The organism is Nocardia sp. NPDC003693 (genome assembly GCF_053981095.1).
In genome coordinates this window covers 51,364-66,891 of the sequence record NZ_JBSFNO010000017.1, presented here as the reverse complement: position 1 = coordinate 66,891, position 15,528 = coordinate 51,364, and the positions used below count along the sequence as shown (strand labels likewise).

At 70.2% G+C, this 15,528-nt stretch carries 13 protein-coding genes; 8 read left to right on the top strand and 5 right to left on the bottom strand.

The window, feature by feature from the left end:
- The first annotated feature begins 6 nt into the window (after positions 1–6).
- Positions 7–534 (top strand): TIGR04338 family metallohydrolase, encoded by a 528-nt coding sequence (locus tag ACWDOP_RS20070; protein WP_456346297.1) that lies wholly within the window; start codon positions 7–9, stop codon positions 532–534.
- A 28-nt stretch (positions 535–562) separates the two neighbouring features.
- On the opposite strand, the gene ACWDOP_RS20065 is transcribed toward ACWDOP_RS20070, so the two are convergent.
- Positions 563–1,552: an o-succinylbenzoate synthase gene (locus tag ACWDOP_RS20065; RefSeq protein ID WP_456346296.1), complete on the bottom strand. Its 990-nt coding sequence runs from the start codon at positions 1,550–1,552 to the stop codon at positions 563–565.
- A gap of 1,303 nt (positions 1,553–2,855) precedes the next feature.
- Here ACWDOP_RS20065 and ACWDOP_RS20060 point away from each other — a divergent pair.
- Both ACWDOP_RS20060 and ACWDOP_RS20055 read left to right on the top strand, forming a co-directional pair.
- On the top strand, positions 2,856–3,620 hold the full coding sequence (locus ACWDOP_RS20060; RefSeq protein ID WP_456346295.1) for a hypothetical protein: 765 nt from the start codon (positions 2,856–2,858) through the stop codon (positions 3,618–3,620).
- Positions 3,621–3,975: 355 nt separating this feature from the next.
- Positions 3,976–4,311, top strand: coding sequence for a hypothetical protein (locus ACWDOP_RS20055; RefSeq protein WP_454200956.1), 336 nt, complete (start codon positions 3,976–3,978; stop codon positions 4,309–4,311).
- Positions 4,312–4,456: 145 nt separating this feature from the next.
- Here ACWDOP_RS20055 and ACWDOP_RS20050 read toward each other — a convergent pair whose 3' ends face one another.
- Positions 4,457–5,626: a thiolase family protein gene (locus ACWDOP_RS20050; protein WP_456346294.1), complete on the bottom strand. Its 1,170-nt coding sequence runs from the start codon at positions 5,624–5,626 to the stop codon at positions 4,457–4,459.
- A 107-nt stretch (positions 5,627–5,733) separates the two neighbouring features.
- On the opposite strand from ACWDOP_RS20050, the gene ACWDOP_RS20045 reads away from it, so the two are divergent.
- Entirely contained in the window at positions 5,734–6,225 is a 492-nt protein-coding gene (locus ACWDOP_RS20045) for a winged helix-turn-helix transcriptional regulator (protein WP_456346293.1), read from the top strand.
- 46 nt (positions 6,226–6,271) lie between these two features.
- Here the strand turns inward: ACWDOP_RS20045 and ACWDOP_RS20040 are convergent, their stop codons facing one another.
- Positions 6,272–7,351, bottom strand: a complete 1,080-nt coding sequence (locus tag ACWDOP_RS20040) for an ABC transporter ATP-binding protein (RefSeq protein ID WP_454200959.1) — start codon at positions 7,349–7,351, stop codon at positions 6,272–6,274.
- A 161-nt stretch (positions 7,352–7,512) separates the two neighbouring features.
- On the opposite strand from ACWDOP_RS20040, the gene ACWDOP_RS20035 reads away from it, so the two are divergent.
- From ACWDOP_RS20035 to ACWDOP_RS20020, 4 genes are all read left to right on the top strand, one after another.
- Complete coding sequence (locus ACWDOP_RS20035) at positions 7,513–8,307, top strand: LLM class F420-dependent oxidoreductase (protein ID WP_456346292.1); 795 nt, start codon at positions 7,513–7,515, stop codon at positions 8,305–8,307.
- Between the two features lie 118 nt (positions 8,308–8,425).
- Entirely contained in the window at positions 8,426–10,261 is a 1,836-nt protein-coding gene (locus ACWDOP_RS20030; protein WP_456346291.1) for an ABC transporter substrate-binding protein/permease, read from the top strand.
- On the top strand, positions 10,258–10,983 hold the full coding sequence (locus ACWDOP_RS20025; RefSeq protein ID WP_456346290.1) for an amino acid ABC transporter ATP-binding protein: 726 nt from the start codon (positions 10,258–10,260) through the stop codon (positions 10,981–10,983). The genes ACWDOP_RS20030 and ACWDOP_RS20025 overlap by 4 nt, the downstream gene beginning before the upstream one ends.
- Before the next feature lie 157 nt (positions 10,984–11,140).
- Positions 11,141–13,201 (top strand): PhoX family protein, encoded by a 2,061-nt coding sequence (locus tag ACWDOP_RS20020; protein WP_456346289.1) that lies wholly within the window; start codon positions 11,141–11,143, stop codon positions 13,199–13,201.
- A 2-nt stretch (positions 13,202–13,203) separates the two neighbouring features.
- Here the strand turns inward: ACWDOP_RS20020 and ACWDOP_RS20015 are convergent, their stop codons facing one another.
- Both ACWDOP_RS20015 and ggh read right to left on the bottom strand, forming a co-directional pair.
- The gene (locus ACWDOP_RS20015) at positions 13,204–13,932 is read right to left on the bottom strand and encodes a glycoside hydrolase family 25 protein (protein ID WP_454200964.1); all 729 of its coding nucleotides are present in this window, start codon (positions 13,930–13,932) and stop codon (positions 13,204–13,206) included.
- A gap of 169 nt (positions 13,933–14,101) precedes the next feature.
- A complete protein-coding gene (gene ggh / locus ACWDOP_RS20010) occupies positions 14,102–15,442 on the bottom strand; it encodes a glucosylglycerate hydrolase (RefSeq protein WP_456346288.1) in 1,341 nt (446 codons plus the stop codon).
- Positions 15,443–15,528 lie beyond the last annotated feature (86 nt).

Here is a 15,528-nt window from a genome sequence, read left to right as displayed (position 1 = left end):
GATGCGTTGAGTGTGCGAGACGCCCAGCGCGCCCGTGTCTACGACGCGGAAATGCTGGTGCGCGGGGTGTTCGACCGCGCCGACGAGTTCGGCGCGCGTGGCATCGAGGTGTTCGGCTCGCAGGTGACGCTGCCGATCGAGCGGCGGTTCGCGTCGGTGGAGTCGGTGCAGACCTACGCGGATCGGGTGCTGGCGCTGAATTGGGTTCGGGCACAGTGGGAGCCCGCCGCCCGGCCGATCACCGTGCGGGCCCGTGCGGGCGCGAAGGCGGCCCACTACGAGGCGGGGAAGGCGGTCCTGGCCGTTCCGCTGCACGCCCACGGAACCGCTTGGGCGCTGCGGGAATTGGTGATCCTGCACGAAATAGCCCACCACCTGGACCCGTCCCCGGCGGATTCGGCCCCGCACGGTCCCGAGTTCTGCGATCGCTACCTCGACCTGCTGTCCGGGGTGATCGGTCCCGAGGCGGCACTTCTGATGCGCAGCACCATGTTCGACTGCGGCGTGCGCATCGGCGCGCGCTCGGGCGACTGAGCGCCCGCCCGAAGGCCGGGTAGCCGCGTCAGCTGTCCGGGAGCAGCTTCCGGACGCGGTCGAGCCGCTGCCGCCACCAGAGTTCGCGGGCGGGGTCGGGGTGGCGGTAGCGCTCGAGGAGGTCTGGGTCCGGGGCGGGCGGTGCGGGCGGGACGGTGAGGTAGCCGTCGACCGGGCGCAGGGAGTCGGTGACGGTGTCGCCGGTGAGCAGGGACAGGGTGTCCAGGCCGCAGGCGAGGTCGAGGTGGGGGAGGGTGGCGGCCAGGCGGATCTGGGCGGCGAGGCCGACGCTGGATTCCAGGGCGGAGGAGACGATGCAGGGGAGCCCGGCGGCCGCGGCGACGCGCAGGGCGCGCCGGACACCGCCCAGGGGCGTGCATTTGAGTACCGCGATGTCGGCGGCGCCGGCCACCGCCACGCGGAGCGGGTCCTCGGCGCGGCGAATGGATTCGTCGGCGGCGATGCGCACCGTGACCTTGCGGCGCACCTCGGCGAGCTCCTCGATGGTGCGGCAGGGCTGTTCGACGTACTCCAAACCGCCCGCGGCACGGTCGATTCGGGTGATGTGGTCGATGGCGGTGGCCACGTCCCAGACCGCGTTGGCGTCCACGCGGACCGCGCCGCCGGGGCCGAGGGCCTCGCGGGTCGCGGCGACCCGGTCCAGATCCTCGGGGAGGGAATCGGGATGGTCGGCGACCTTCACCTTGGCGGTGCGGCAGCCCGAGGCGGCGACGATCTCGCGCGCCCGGTCCGGTCCGACGGCCGGCACGATGCAGTTGACCGGCACCCGATCCCGCACCGGCGGGGGCCAGCCCGCGCTCACCTGCTCCACCGCGGTGGCCAGCCAGTTCGCGGCTTCGCGGTCGTCGTATTCGGGGAACGCGCAGAACTCGCCCCAGCCGAGCGGACCGGGAATCAGCATCCCCTCGCGCACGGTGATGCCGCGGAATCGCGTCCGCATGGGTATGGCGTACACGACCGCGGCATCGAAGTCCGGTCCACCGGGTTCGTCACTCATCATCGTGCAGCCTACCCAGCGCGTTCGCCCCGAATCCCCTTCGCCGGACCCGGGGTAGCGGTCGCCCCCGTATGCGGTCAGAATCGGGATGACGACGATCGACCGGGGGAGCCCACCAATCATGTTTCCGCCCAACGAACCGCGACGGCCGGGGGCGGACGACCCGCGCTCGCGCCCGGGCCACCCCCCTCCGGGTGCCGCACCGCCCGGGCCGCCGGTACCGGCCCCGTTCGCGAGTCAGCCCGGCGCGGGCTCCCCGCCTCTCCCCGGTCCCCCGACCAGCCATGGTGGACCGGGTGCGGAACCCCTCATCCCGGGCTCGCCGTCCGCTCCGAGCGGACCGTCGTTCCCGCCGCCGGGGCACCCTCGTACCGGCGACCTGCCACTGCCCGGCTACCCCCTTCCAGGTGTTGCGGGGCAATCGGTTCCGGGTGCCGCTGGACAGCCGCGAACCGGCGATTTGCCGGTGATGAGCGGGCCGAGTGGCCAGTCTTACCCACCCAATCCGGGTGGACATCGGCCGAGTCCCGGGCCTGCCACGGGTGACCTGCCCGCCTTCGGCGGTGCGGGCGGACAGAACTTTTCGCCGGGCGGGGGCGGACAGCTGCCCGGACCGGGTGAACGGAATCAGCCTCGCGGCCGGGCCTTCGGGGGCGCGGCGGAGGGTGCGGGACAACACATGTCGGGCGGGGCCGGGCATCCACGAACGGGAGATCTTCCAATGACGAACGGCGCGGGCGGGCCGGGTTACCCGGCGGGACCGAACAATCAGGGGCGGTCCGGTGATCCCGCGCAGCAGCGCAACCCTCAGGGGCCGGGTCAGCAGGCGCCGGGAGGGCCGGGGCCGCAGCGTAACCCGGGTCAGCCGCAGGGGCCGGGACGCCAGCAAGGTGTCGATAGCTATGGGCAGCCGCACGGCGCGGGTGGTCCGGGACAGCCGGGACACGGTCAGCCGCAGTGTCCGGGCGGGCCGGGGCGTCGGCCGGGATCCGACAACTACGGGCAGCCGCAGGGGCCCGGTGGGCCGGGACAACAGCAGGGTCCCGGCGGACAGGGGCAGGGATCCGGCGGGCCGGGACCACAGGGTCAGCCGCAGGGTCCGGGTGGGTACGGACAGCCGCACGGTCCGGGGCAGCCGGGTGGGTATGGCCAGCAGCCGCAGGGACCGGGCAGTCCGGGCCAGTCCCGGGGTGCGGGTGGTCCGGGTCAGCCGCCGAGTGGTGCACCGCCGCAGCGGAATTCGTGGGAGCCGGGGCCGCCGTCCGGTCCCGGCGGGCCGCAGCAGAGTCCGGAAGCGCCCGTGATGTCCAAGCCGCAGGGCGGGCCGAACCCGGCGCAGAGTCCGGCCGATTCGTCGCCGACGGTGCGCCGGGCGATTCCGCCCCAGGGTGGCGGCCCGCACACGGGCGCGAACCCCGCCGTGCCCGGCGGTCGCGGTGATGCCCGCCCGGGCGGTTTCGGCGGCCCCGACACCGGCGCGAATCCCGCGTTCGCCGGTCCGCGCGGCGACGCGCGACCCGCCGGGAAGTTCGGCCCGGACACCGGAGCGACCCCCGCCTTCTCCCCCTACGACGGCGCGACCCAGGCGTACGACATCCCGTCCGGCCCGAACGGCCCCGCCGGAAACCCCGGCGGCGCAGGCGATCCCGCCGGAGGCCCCGGCGGGCAGGGCGATCCGGCCCCGGACACCGGCGCATCCGCGAAGGCGGCCCCCACCCGCCGCAAGGATCTCCTCCTGGCGGGCGGGATCTACCTGGTGAATCTGGTGGTAGCCGCCCTGTGGTCCTACGACCTGTTCGGCAAGTTCTTCGACCTGGTCAAGAACCGCTGCTCGGCCAAGCGCGATTTCACCGTCGAGTGCATAGTGCAACGCCCACCCGCCCAGGGCCTCTGGGGCCTGCTGATCGGCGGCGGCGGCCTCTCCCTGACCCTGGTGGCCGCCCTGATCCTGACCGCCGTGGCCGCCATGACCGGCCGCCGCGCCTGGATCTACCCCGCCCTGGCCCTCCCGATCATCGCGATAACAGGCGCGATAGGCCACTTCCTGGTGGGCGGCGCCGTCAACTGACGCGACACCCCGCCCCGCCGGGGCATCCTGCCCGGCCGTCACCGCCCCGGCGCTCGATCGTGGCGCGCCGAAGGTGGTGCGCCGAGGTCGCCCACCCTGCGGCATCGGCCGAACCTCGATCTCCATGCCCCGCCGGGATTTCCGCTGTCGGCAGCCGTCGTCGCATCACGCCTCGATCTTCACCGGCTCGGTCACTATCGGTGCCGAGAGGTGCGGGTGTCGACGGAGGTGGCGCCCACCGACCCTTCGGCGGAATGAGCTTCCGGAGCGGGGACCGGACAGGGCGCGGACGCTTCGCATCGGGTGACGGGGGAAATGGGTGTTTCGGGGGTGGGGCGGGCGGGAAATCCGGGGTATGGCGGACTACTGGCGACCGCCGGTGCGGCGGGCGGATGTCGTTGTCGCGGTAGTGATCTACGTTCTCGCGGCGGCCTGCGCGTGGGTGGCGGTGGGGGTCGTGCCCAAGTACGAGGTGCTCGCGCGGGAGACGGGGGAGACCCGGTACCTGCCGTACGCCTACGCGGTGGGGTGGGCGGGGATCGCGGTCACGCTCATGGTGGTGCCGCTGTGGGTGTTGCGTGCCGTTCGGTTGCGTCAGCCCGCTTGGCGGACGGCCATATTGGCGTTTCCGCTCATGGCCGAGGCGCTGCTGCTGGGACTGCTGGCGGCCGTCGTCGCCGTATCGCTGTGAGGGTCGACCGAACCCGCCGTGCGCCGCGACCGCTCACCCGGCTGTGAACCAGGGACCGGTCCGCTCGCTCGTGAGCGTGTGACCCGCCGACTCGTGAAAGCCCGGCCGCCCGCCCCGGAACCCGGGGCGGGCGGTTGGGCGTGACTCAGAGGCGCTCGTAGATCGTGGCGTTCGCCAATCCGCCCGCCTCGCACATGGTTTGCAGGCCGTAGCGCGCGCCGCGCTCGTGCAGGGCGTGCACCAGGGTCGTGGCCAGGCGGGAGCCGGAGGCGCCGAGGGGGTGGCCCAGGGCGATGGCGCCGCCGTTCACGTTGACCTTGGACATATCCGCGCCGGTGTCGGCGGCCCAGGCCAGCACCACCGACGAGAACGCCTCGTTCACCTCGAACAGGTCGATGTCCGACAGCTCGAGACCGCTGCGCTGGAGCACCTTTCGCGTCGCGGGAATCACCGCGGTGAGCATGAGCAGCGGATCGTCGCCGGCCACGGCGAAGCTGTGCAGGCGGGCGAGCGGGCGCAGCCCGAGCTGGGCGGCGCGCTCGCTCGTCATGATCAGCACCGCGGAGCTGCCGTCGTTGATCTGGCTGGCGTTGGCGGCGGTGATGTTCCAGCCGATCTGCGGGAACCGGGCCGCCATCTCCGGGCTGTAGTACGCGGGCCGCAGCTTCCCCAGCGTTTCCGCCGTGCTGCCGACGCGGATGCCCTCGTCGGCGTCGAGCCCGCTCAGCGGCGCGAGCTGGCTCTCGAACAGCCCGTTCTTCGTCGCCCGTGCCGCCTTCTCGTGGCTGGCGAGCGCGAAGTCGTCCAGCTGCGCGCGGGTCAGCCCCCAGCGCGCGGCGATGAGTTCGGCGCTGATGCCCTGCGGCACGAGCCCTTCCGGGTAGCGCTCGGCGAACCCGGCGCCGCTCACGTCCTCGGCGCCGATCATGTTGGCGCCCATGGGAACCCGGCTCATGGATTCCACGCCGCCCGCCACGACGATGTCGTACGCCCCGGCGATCACGCCCTGCGCGGCGAAGTGAATGGCCTGCTGGCTCGACCCGCACTGCCGGTCCACGGTCGTCGCCGGCACGGATTCGGGATATCCGGCCGCCAGCGCGGCCCGGCGGGTGAGGTTGCTGCCCTGCTCGCCGACCGCGGTCACCACGCCGCCGATCACGTCGTCGATGAGCGCCGGGTCGATCTCGCTGCGCCGCACCACTTCCCGCAGGCTGTGCGCGAACAGGTCGGCCGGATGTACCCCGTGCAGGCCGCCGTCGGCCTTACCCCTGCCGATCGGAGTGCGTACCGCTTCGACGATGACTGCGTCTCTCATGGCATGTCCTTCTCGGAGCCCCTTGCGGGGTACCTGACTATATGTCGATAAAGTCAGATTACGAGCTGGCCATAGTAGAGGCAAGTCAGAGTTGTATGATGTGTGCCATGTCTGTCGTATTGGAAGGACCGCTCGCCGATCTGAGCGCGTGGCAGCCCGACGGCTGCTCCATCGCCAAGGCGATGGACATCATCGGCACCCGCTCGGCCATCCTGATCCTGCGTGAGGCCTACTACGGCACCCGCCGCTTCGACGGTTTCGCGAGCCGCGTCGGCATCACCGACGCCGCGGCCTCGACCGCCCTGCGCAAACTCGTCGACGCCGGCCTGCTGGAAAAACGCCCGTATCAGGAGGAGGGCAAACGCACGCGCAGCGAATACGTCCTCACCCGCATGGGCGCGGACCTGCTGCCCGCCGTCGTCGCGCTGTGGCAGTGGGGTGACCAGTACCTGCAGGACGGCACGCCCCCGCTGGAGCGGCTCGAGGACACCACCGGTGAACCGGTGCGCGCCGCGCTGATCACCGACTCGGGAACCGAAGTGCCCCTGGACAATCTGCGTGTCCGCGTCAACAAGAACTGGCGCCGTCCCCGGAAGTAGGGACGACGCCGTTCACGCTGCTCGCGTACGGAATCCGTGCCGTGGCTCAGTTCAGCCGCGCGCCGGTCTCGGGGTTGAAGAAGTAGATGTGCTCGGCCCCCGCGTTCAGCGTCAGCTGCGCCCCCTTGGGCGGCGGATTGCGCCAATCCGCGCGCGCCACAATGGTTTCCCCGGCGCCGATGCCGCCGATGGTGCGCCCGTAGATGTAGGCGTCCGAGCCGAGTTCCTCGACGACGTCGACCTCCATGGCCACGCCCCCGCCGTTGCCGGTGGGCTCGAAGTGCTCGGGCCGGATACCGACCACGACCGACCCCGAGGTGCCCTCGACGACCGAGCGCGGCACCCCGAACCGGTAGCCGCCGAGCGCGACCGCGCCCTGCTCGACCGGCAGCGTGAACAGGTTCATGGCCGGCGATCCCATGAACCCGGCCACGAAGAGGTTGGCGGGGTTGCGGTACAGGTCGCGCGGGGAGGCGCACTGCTGCAGCAGCCCGTCCTTGAGCACCGCGACGCGATCACCCATGGTCATGGCCTCGACCTGATCGTGGGTGACGTACACCGTGGTGGTGCCCAGCCGCCGCTGCAACTGCGCGATCTGGGTGCGGGTCTGCACGCGCAGCTTGGCGTCCAGGTTCGACAGCGGCTCGTCCATGAGGAACACCTGCGGCTGGCGCACGATGGCCCGGCCCATGGCCACGCGCTGGCGCTGACCACCCGAGAGCGCCTTGGGCTTGCGATCCAGGTACTGCTCGAGGTCGAGCAGCTTGGCCGCCTCGAGCACCCGCTCGGCGCGCTCGGCCTTGGAGACCTTGGCCATCTTCAGCGCGAAGCCCATGTTCTCGGCCACGCTCATGTGCGGGTAGAGCGCGTAGTTCTGGAACACCATGGCGATGTCGCGTTCCTTGGGCTCGGCGTGCGTGACGTCGTTGTCGCCGATGAGGATCCGCCCGGTGCTCACTTCCTCGAGTCCGGCGAGCATGCGCAGCGAGGTGGACTTGCCGCAGCCGGACGGCCCGACGAGCACCAGGAATTCGCCGTCGGCGATCTCCAGGTTCAGTGCGTCCACCGCGGGCTTGTCGCCGCCCGGATACAAACGCGTGGCCTGATCGAAAGTCACCGTTGCCACGGTGCACATCCCTTCACCGGCAGGAACGTGCCGGACGATCCGAGTAGAGGGGGTGGTTCCGGACCTCGAGGTCCGGGCCCGGGCACGATATCAAGGTAGCCTCGGATCCGGACATGGCCCGGCCGGTTCGGGCCAGGAGATTGCCGAGGCGAGGAGCGTTCATGAGCCGACCGGTTCGTATCGGAGTGCAATTGCAGCCGCAGCACGCGCCCAATTACGGGCTCATCCGCGATGCGGTGCGCCGGTCCGAAGACGCCGGGGTGGACATCGTCTTCAACTGGGATCACTTCTACCCGCTGTACGGCGATCCCGAGGGCGCGCACTTCGAGTGCTGGACCATGCTCGCCGCGGTCGCCGAGCAGACCGAGCGGGTGGAACTGGGCGCGCTGGTCACCGGCGGCGGCTACCGCAACCCGGACCTGCTGGCCGACATGGCCCGCACCGTCGACCACATCTCCGGCGGTCGCCTGGTGCTCGGCATCGGCGCGGGCTGGTTCCAGAAGGACTACGACGCCTACGGTTACGACTTCGGTACCGCCGGAAGCCGTTTGGCGCTGCTCAAGGATTACCTGGCCCGCATCACCGATCGCCTGGCCAAGCTGAATCCGCAACCCGTGCGCGAGATTCCGATCCTCATCGGCGGGGGCGGCGAGAAGAAGACGCTGCGCCTGGTCGCCCAATACGCGCACATCTGGCACAGCTTCGCCGAACTCGATGTGCTCGAGCGTAAGTCGGGCATCCTGGCCGAGCACTGTGCCGAGGTCGGCACCGATGTGAACGCCATCGAAAAGTCGGTCGACTGGCCGGGCGCGGACAAGGCGGCCGATTTCGTGAAGGCGGGCGCGACCCTGTTCACCGTCGGCACCGGTGGCCCGGACTACGACCTGAGCGTGGTGGAAGAGGCCGTGCGCTGGCGCAACGAGTTCAACCCGGAGTCCGTCGCCGGCATCGCCTGAGGTTTGCTGATCCGGGGACCCCGCGCGGGGGTACCCCGGATTCCCGGCCGATATTCATCTGGACTCCGCCGGACTGCAACTCTGGCTCGACGACCATGCGCCGCTAGGGTGGCTAGTCATGGTTCGCTTGCGCACAGCCGATCCCCGTCGCCCCGGGTGGCGATCTCGCGTGACTGCGGTCGCGGGGGTGTTGCTGGTCACTCTGGCGGGGGTCGCGACTATCGGTGTGGGCTCCGGCACCGCCGCCCCGGGCGGTGGTGATCTGTGTTCGCCGCCGGGCCTGTCGGCCGCCAGCGCCGCCCCCACGAATCTGGCCTCGGGGCAGCAGTCACCGGCCTCGGACAAGTACACGACGGCCACCACCGAACCGCTCGATCGCATCGATACGAGCACACTCGGCCTGCTGACACCCGGCAAGCTCAGCGTCGGCACGCTGTCCGACGCCCCGCCGAGCATCTGCGTGAACTCCGCCGGCGAGTTCACCGGTTTCGACAACGAGCTGCTGAAGGCGGTCGGCGCCAAGCTCGGCCTGCGGGTCGAGTTCACCGGCACCGACTTCTCGGGCCTGCTGGCCCAGGTGGCCAACGGCCGCTTCGACGCCGCGTCCTCGAGCATCACCAGCACCGACGCCCGCCGCGAGCTGGTCGGCTTCACCAACGGCTACGACTTCGGCTACTTCTCCCTCGTCGTACCGAAAACCAGTGGTATCGAGGCATTCTCGGACCTGAACAAGAGCACGCGGATCGGCGTCGTGCAGGGCACCGTGCAGGACGAGTACGTGGTCAACGAACTCGGCCTGGACCCGGTGAAGTTCCCGGACTACAACACCGCCTACGCCAATCTCAAGACCGGGCAGATCGACGCCTGGGTCGCGCCGTCGCAGCAGGCCATCGGCGCGATCAAGCCGGGCGATCCGGCCACCATCGCGCAGAACACCTTCAGCCTCAACAACTACACCGGCTGGGCGGTGCGCAAGGACAACCGCCCGCTCACCGACGCGCTCAACGCCGGGCTGGACGCGGTCATCGCCGACGGCACCTACGCGCGCCTGTATCAGGACTGGGTGCCGCGCGAGATCCCGCCGGGCTGGAAGCCCGGTTCCAAAGCCGTTGCCGCGCCGCAGCTCCCGGACTTCGCGAAGATCGCTGCCGAACGCGGGGACGGCGGTGGGGACTACGAGCCCGCGCAACCCAAATCCACCCTGGAACAGCTGAAGGACACCTTCTTCGACTGGTCGCTGTACCGCAAGGCGTTCCCGGATCTGATCAAGACCGGCCTGCCCAACACCCTGATCCTGGCGCTGGTCTCGGGTGCGCTGGGCACCGTCATCGGCATGCTGCTGGCCGTGGCGGGCATCTCCCGCACCCGCTGGCTGCGCTGGCCCGCCCGCGTCTACACCGACGTGTTCCGCGGCCTGCCCGCCGTGGTCATCATCCTGATCATCGGCCTGGGCGTCGGCCCGCTGGTCAAGAACATCACCGGCAACAACCCGTACTGGCTGGGCGTGGTGGCGCTGGCGCTGCTGGCCTCGGCCTACATCGGCGAGATCTTCCGCTCCGGCATCCAATCGGTGGAACCGGGCCAGCTCGAGGCCGCGCGCGCCATCGGCTTCGGCTACCGCCAGGCCATGACGCTGGTGGTCATCCCGCAGGGCGTGCGCCGGGTGCTACCCGCGCTCATGAACCAGTTCATCGCCCTGATCAAGGATTCCTCGCTCATCTACTTCCTGGGTCTGCTCGCCACCCAGCGCGAGTTGTTCGCCGTCGGCCGGGATCTCAACGCGCAGACCGGAAATCTCTCCCCGCTGGTGGCCGCGGGCCTGATGTACCTGGTGCTGACGGTCCCCCTGACCCACCTGGTGAACTACATCGACCGGCGGTTGCGCACCGGCCGCCGGGTGGATCCGACCGAGCCGGTCGAACAGGCCGTGATCACCGAAGGACGTGGAGCATGAGTGCCTCGCTCACCGGAACCGGCTTGCGTTTGACGCTGGGCGGCAACGAGATTCTGCGCGGCGTGGACATCCACGTCGACGCCGGCAAGACGACCACGGTCATCGGACCGTCGGGCTCGGGCAAGTCCACGCTGCTGCGGGTGCTGAACCGGCTGCACGAGCCGACCGCGGGCGACATCGCGCTGGACGGGAAGTCGGTGCTGGCCGAGAGCCCGGACGCGCTGCGCCAGCGCATCGGCATGGTGTTCCAGCACTTCAACCTGTTCCCGCACCTGAGCGTGGCCGACAACATCGCGCTCGGCCCGCGCAAGCTGCGCGGTCTGGACAAGGATCAGGCCCGCGAGCTGGCGCTGGAACAGCTGGCGGCGGTGGGACTTTCGGGCAAGGCCGACGTGCGCCCGGCGCAGCTGTCCGGCGGCCAGCAGCAGCGCGTGGCCATCGCCCGGGCGCTGGCCATGAAACCCGAGCTCATGTTCTTCGACGAGGCGACCTCGGCGCTGGATCCCGAGCTCGTCAAGGGCGTGCTCGCGCTCATGACCGACCTGGCCGCCGGCGGTATGTCGATGATCGTGGTGACCCACGAGATGGGTTTCGCCCGTTCGGTATCGGATCGGGTGGTGTTCATGGATCACGGGCTGGTGGTGGAGACCGGCGCGCCGGACGAGCTCTTCGACGACGCGAGCACGCCGCGCCTGCGGCAGTTCCTCTCGCAGGTGCTGTAATTCATCCGGGACGCGGGGCCGTCGTCTGACGCGGCGGCCCCGCATCCCGTCGGCTAACTAAGGGCAACCTAATTGGTCGTCCGTTCATCTGCTTGTCTTCTGCGGCTCTTCTGGCCTGGTTACCGTGCGCGCGACAGTCCAACCCCGGGAGCATGTTGTGAGCCTGAAACCCCTCGCCCTTTTCGTGAAGCACGACGGGGCCTCGTCGCGCGCCTCCATCACCTGTCAGTACAAGTGCGGCAACGCCTGCTTCCACGAGGTGCCCAACACCTCCGACGGCGCGTACTTCGGCGACATCGTCGCGGCCATCTCGCGCCGTCGCCTGTTCCAGGGCAGCGCGGCCGCGGTGCTCGCGGTCGGGGCGGGCAGCCTGCTCGCGGCCTGCGGCGATGACAAAGCCGGTGCGGCCGAAGCGGATCCGGGTACCGGGATCGGCACCGACTTCACACCGATCGCGCCCAACAAGCAGGACGCGGTGGTGATTCCCGAGGGGTACGACCAGGGCGTGGTGATCCGCTGGGGCGATCCGGTGCTGCCCGGGGCGCCCGCGTTCGACTTCGCGAAGCAGACCGCCGCGGCGCAGGCCCAGCAGTTCGGCTTCAACAACGACTTCGCCGCGCTGCTGCCCATCGAGGGCCGCGACGGCAGCTTCCTGCTGGTGGTCAATCACGAATACACCACCGAGCCGTACATGTTCACCGGGTACACCCCCGGAACCCCGACCAAGGAACAGGTCGAGATCGCCCTTGCCGCGCACGGGCTTTCGGTGGTCGAGGTCAAGGGCGAGAGCGGCGGCGGCAAGCTGACCCCGGTCATGGGCCAGTACAACCGGCGGATCACCGGCACCACCGAATTCAAGGTCACCGGCCCGGCGGCGGGCAGCGCCTTCCTGAAGACCTCCGCCGATCCCACCGGCGCCAAGGTGCTCGGCACCCTCAACAACTGCTCCGGCGGCGTGACCCCCTGGGGCACCGTGCTTTCCGGCGAGGAGAACTTCAACCAGTACTTCGCCGGGGTGATCGCCGATCCTGCTCTGCAGGCGATGGGCAAGCGCTACGGCCTCGGCCACCCGGGCGCGGGCCAGGGTGAAATGCCCCGCCGCTGGGAGCTTTTCGACAAGCGTTTCGACGTGGCGCAGGAGCCCAACGAATCGCACCGCTTCGGCTACGTGGTCGAGGTCGACCCGTGGGATCCCAGCGGAACCCCGGTCAAGCACTCGGCGCTGGGCCGGTTCAAGCACGAGGCCGCCAACATCCACGTCACCGGCGACGGCACCGTGGTCGCGTACTCCGGCGACGACGAGCGCTTCGAGTACATGTACAAGTTCGTGTCCGCCAAGAAGATTCAGCCCGGCAACACCGCCGCCAGCCGCCAGGCGAACATGGGCATCCTGGCCCAGGGCACGCTGTACGTGGCCAAACTGACCGGCGATCATCCCGATCAGATCGACGGCACCGGAAAGGTGCCCTCCGACAAGGGGTTCACCGGTAAGGGCCAGTGGATTCCGATCCTGGAGACCGGCGCGGACGGTAAGGGCCGCTCCCTGGTCGACGGCATGTCGGCCGAAGAGGTCGCGGTGTTCACCCGCGTCGCCGGGGACAAGGTCGGCGCGACCAAGATGGACCGCCCCGAGGATTTCGAAGCCAACCCCAAGACCGGCAAGGTCTACGTCGCGCTGACCAACAACAGCAACCGCGGCACCGAGGGCAAGGCCGGCGCCGACGAGGCCAACCCGCGCAACCAGAACAAGAACGGCCAGATCCTGGAGCTGGTCGACGACCACGCGGGCACGTCGTTCACCTGGTCGCTGCTGCTGGTCTGCGGCGATCCCAAGGCCGCCGACACCTACTTCGCGGGCTTCGACAAGACCAAGGTCAGCCCGATCTCCTGCCCCGACAACCTGGCCTTCGACCCGCACGGCAACCTGTGGATCTCCACCGACGGCAACGCGCTCAAGTCCAACGACGGCCTCTTCTCGGTGGCCCTCGAGGGTGAGCGCCGCGGTGAGACCAAACAGTTCCTGACCGTCCCCATCGGCGCGGAGACCTGCGGCCCGGTCGTCACCGCCGACCGCGTCCTGGTCTGCGTGCAGCACCCGGGCGAGCTCGACGGCCACAGCGCCGACAACCCGGGCTCGCACTGGCCCGACGGCGGCACGAGCCAGCCCCGCCCGTCGGTCGTGGCCGTCTGGAAGAAGAACGGCAAGATCGGCGTGTAGCCCTAGCTGCTGCCGAAGCTCGGCATGTTCGCGAAGCGCGCGAAATCGCCCTGGGCGCCGCTGTACACGTTGATGTCGGTGCCCGCGGCGATGCCGGGGATCCGGCCGGAGTCGGTGTACTGCCAGAAGGTCCAGGCGGGCCAGCCGCCGGGCACCTCGGGTCCCTCGTTGCCGCGGTAGTCCGCGATCCAGAGCGGATAGCGGTGGAACTCATGGGAATCGGCCATCGCCGTGCGCCAGAAGTTCGGGTACGTGTAGATGATCGGCGTGCGGCCGGTCAGCGCCTGCACCGTGTTCAGGTAGCGGTGGGTCCAGTCGATGAGCGCGGCGGGGGAGAGCCCGCCCGAGTCCTCCATGTCGAGTACCGGGGGCAGATCCAGCATGCCGTTCTGGCCGAGCACCACCGCCGCGTACATGGCGGCCTGCGGTTCGGGCGCGAGCGCGGGCCGGGCGTAGTGATAGGTCCCGCGCGCCACCCCGGCCGCCCGCATCAGCAGGCTGTCCGGCACGAAGTACGGGTTCACGTAGCTCAGGCCCTCGGTCGCCTTGACCATGGCGAAGTGATTGCCGGACGCGCGGACCGCGTGCCAGTCGATGCCGCGCCCGTCGATGTGCTGCCAGGACGAGACGTCGGGTCCGCTCACCTCCGCCGTCGCGGGGGCGGCGGCCACTGTCGCGAGAATGCCGGTCGCGGCGAAGGCCGCCAGGGCCAGCCGGTGTCGTCCTGCCATACGAGCGGACGCTATGTGAGCCGCATCGCTCTGGCCAGCGACCGGGCCGCATGTCGGCCAACTGTTAGCTGAATCTCAATCCCGCCGTTCTCGCTGATAGGAGGCTCGGCCGAGCTATAAGCGCGCGGCAGACCGCCCGGTCACGGGCGGTCCGGGGCAGCACGTCCCGTCACCCGAGCCAGTCGAGCACCGACGCCGCCGTCCAGGACTGCTGCATCGAGCCCAGCGGCTCACCGGTGAACGGTTCGTAGTACTCGGCGAACGTCCCGTCGCTGGCCTGGCGCAGGCCCTCCGCACGCAGCATGAACGCCCGTTCGGCCCACCCGCGGCGGGCGAACACCCAGGAGAACAGCCAGCTCATCACCGGCCACACCGGGCCGCGCCAGTACTCGCGCGGGCGGAAGTCCTTCGAGACCGGTGATGTCGACGGCGGCAGCGCGTAGCGCAGATCCGGATGCCCGCACCAGCGCGGCCCCTCGAACAGGCGCAGCAGCCGGCGTTCCGCGTCCCGGCCCAGTCCGCCGCACAGCAGCGGCGCGAACACCGCCAGCGTCTCGGTGTCGATCCACTCGTCGGCGCGCACGTCGTAATCGCGGGCGGCGCCGGTGCGCGCGTCGGTGGTGGCGATGACCCCGGCCCGGAAGTAGTCGGCCCACTCGTAGAGTTCGCGCACGTCGGCCAGCGGCTGCTTGTAGTCCTCGCCGATATTGGCGAGCACGTCGCACGCCAGCGCGAAGATCGCGGTGACGAACACGTCCTCGACGGCGAAGCTCATGGTGGAGGCGAGCTCGAAATCGTCGTAGCCCGAGCGCCGCATCTGCTCGACCAGCCACAGGTACCTGTCGTACTCACGATCGCTGGGCCGCTGTGTGGGATCCCCGACCACCTGCCGGTCGGCCCGCTCGTACGGCGGCAGGTCCGGGCCCGGAATCACGTTGGCGTAGGCGCGATCCCAGCGCGGCGAGTTGTCCATCCCGGACTCCCAGCCGTGATACAGCGTGATGCGGCCCTGCTGTTTGGGATCGCGCGCGTAGGCCAGCCAGCGATGCCAGCGCATGAGATCGGGCCAGCGCCGCTGCAGGAACTCCTCCGCCACGGCCCGGGTACTGCGCCCGTGCCGTCGCGAATGATCCAGGATCCGTTGCACCGCAATGGCATGCACCGGTGGCTGGGTGATGCCCGAGGTGTCCGGGCCGTCGGGCGCGTTCGCCGCCAGCCGGCGGCACTCCCAGCGCGCGGGGCCCGGGAAGTACCCGTCCACCCCGTTCGCGAACACGATGTGCGGGATCATGCCGTTCCGCCATTGCGCGGACAGCAGGGTGTCCAGCTCCAGCGCCGCGCGCTCCACGCTCAGCGGCGCCAGCCCGACCGCGACGAACGCGGCGTCCCAGCTCCACATGTGCGGATACAGTCTGGGCGCCGCACTGGTCATGGTGCCCAGATCATTGCCGCGCAGCAGGTAGGCGGCGCGGGCCGCGAGCTGGGTCGGCGTGAAACCGGGATGTGTCATCGCCCTATTCTGCGACGGAACGCGCAGGTATGCGCGGTGGGCGTGCCGCACGGGATGGTCGGAGGGCGGCTCCGCTACGCCAGAAT

Coding starts and splice junctions, on each gene's coding strand:
- ACWDOP_RS20055 (WP_454200956.1), top strand. CDS start 3,976: ATGGCGGACTACTGGCGACCGCCGGTGCGGCGGGCGGATGTCGTTGTC.
- ggh (WP_456346288.1), bottom strand. CDS start 15,442: ATGACACATCCCGGTTTCACGCCGACCCAGCTCGCGGCCCGCGCCGCC.
- ACWDOP_RS20050 (WP_456346294.1), bottom strand. CDS start 5,626: ATGAGAGACGCAGTCATCGTCGAAGCGGTACGCACTCCGATCGGCAGG.
- ACWDOP_RS20030 (WP_456346291.1), top strand. CDS start 8,426: ATGGTTCGCTTGCGCACAGCCGATCCCCGTCGCCCCGGGTGGCGATCT.
- ACWDOP_RS20025 (WP_456346290.1), top strand. CDS start 10,258: ATGAGTGCCTCGCTCACCGGAACCGGCTTGCGTTTGACGCTGGGCGGC.
- ACWDOP_RS20045 (WP_456346293.1), top strand. CDS start 5,734: ATGTCTGTCGTATTGGAAGGACCGCTCGCCGATCTGAGCGCGTGGCAG.
- ACWDOP_RS20015 (WP_454200964.1), bottom strand. CDS start 13,932: ATGGCAGGACGACACCGGCTGGCCCTGGCGGCCTTCGCCGCGACCGGC.
- ACWDOP_RS20035 (WP_456346292.1), top strand. CDS start 7,513: ATGAGCCGACCGGTTCGTATCGGAGTGCAATTGCAGCCGCAGCACGCG.
- ACWDOP_RS20060 (WP_456346295.1), top strand. CDS start 2,856: ATGTCCAAGCCGCAGGGCGGGCCGAACCCGGCGCAGAGTCCGGCCGAT.
- ACWDOP_RS20065 (WP_456346296.1), bottom strand. CDS start 1,552: ATGAGTGACGAACCCGGTGGACCGGACTTCGATGCCGCGGTCGTGTAC.